Source organism: Pseudomonas sp. NPDC088429 (genome assembly GCF_044753305.1).
In the GTDB taxonomy this organism is placed as follows: Bacteria; Pseudomonadota; Gammaproteobacteria; order Pseudomonadales; family Pseudomonadaceae; genus Aquipseudomonas; species Aquipseudomonas rustica.
Map to the genome: position 1 here is coordinate 1 of NZ_JBIVMX010000076.1, position 856 is coordinate 856.

At 53.7% G+C, this 856-nt stretch carries 2 protein-coding genes; both read right to left on the reverse strand.

Annotated elements, in window-relative coordinates:
- Positions 1–77: 77 nt before the first annotated feature.
- Positions 78–266, reverse strand: a complete 189-nt coding sequence (gene csrA / locus ACIP66_RS25155) for a carbon storage regulator CsrA (protein ID WP_002554426.1) — start codon at positions 264–266, stop codon at positions 78–80.
- A gap of 188 nt (positions 267–454) precedes the next feature.
- On the reverse strand, positions 455–856 hold a 402-nt coding region (locus tag ACIP66_RS25160; protein ID WP_400651717.1), incomplete at its 5' end, for an ACT domain-containing protein.

Here is an 856-nt window from a genome sequence, read left to right on the forward strand (position 1 = left end):
CTCGGCCAGCTCTCCGCAACACGGGGCGTATCTTAACCAACCTTTTCCCCGTTTGCAAACATAAAAATCGATAAAAATTAATGGCTTGGTTCTTCGTCCTTCTCTTTCTTTATACGCAGGTAAATTTCCTCACGGTGCACGGCAACCTCTTTCGGCGCGTTCACACCGATGCGCACTTGGTTTCCTTTAACGCCGAGCACGGTCACGGTGATTTCGCCGTCACCGATAATCAGGCTTTCTGCGCACCGACGGGTCAGAATCAGCATACCTTTCTCCTTACGCAATTCAGTTCAGGGACAACAGTCTGCAAAAAAAAGGCACCCGACCTACAACCGGAGCGATCGTAGCCCTACATGCCTGAGTATTGACCAGCGCGAGCAAAAGAACAGTCAGGGCTCACGCCATTCAAAAAAATAAAGGGCGCGGTCAGACCGCGCCCTTCAGTTGAACGGAATTACTCGCCTTGACGGGCCGGCGCATCCAGTTCGAAAGCCGTGTGCAGAGCGCGCACGGCCAATTCCAGGTACTTCTCTTCGATCACCACGGAAACCTTGATTTCCGAAGTCGAGATCATCTGGATGTTGATGCTTTCTTTTGCCAGCGATTCGAACATGCGGCTGGCCACGCCTGCGTGGGAACGCATGCCGACGCCGACGATCGAGACCTTGGCAATCTTGATGTCGCCAACCACTTCACGGGCACCGATCTCACGAGCAGTGTTTTCCAGCACGTTCTGTGCAGCCTGGAAGTCGTTGCGGTGTACGGTGAAGGTGAAGTCGGTGGTGTTATCGTGCGCGACGTTCTGCACGATCATGTCGACTTCGATGTTCGCGGCACTGATCGGGCCGAGAATCTT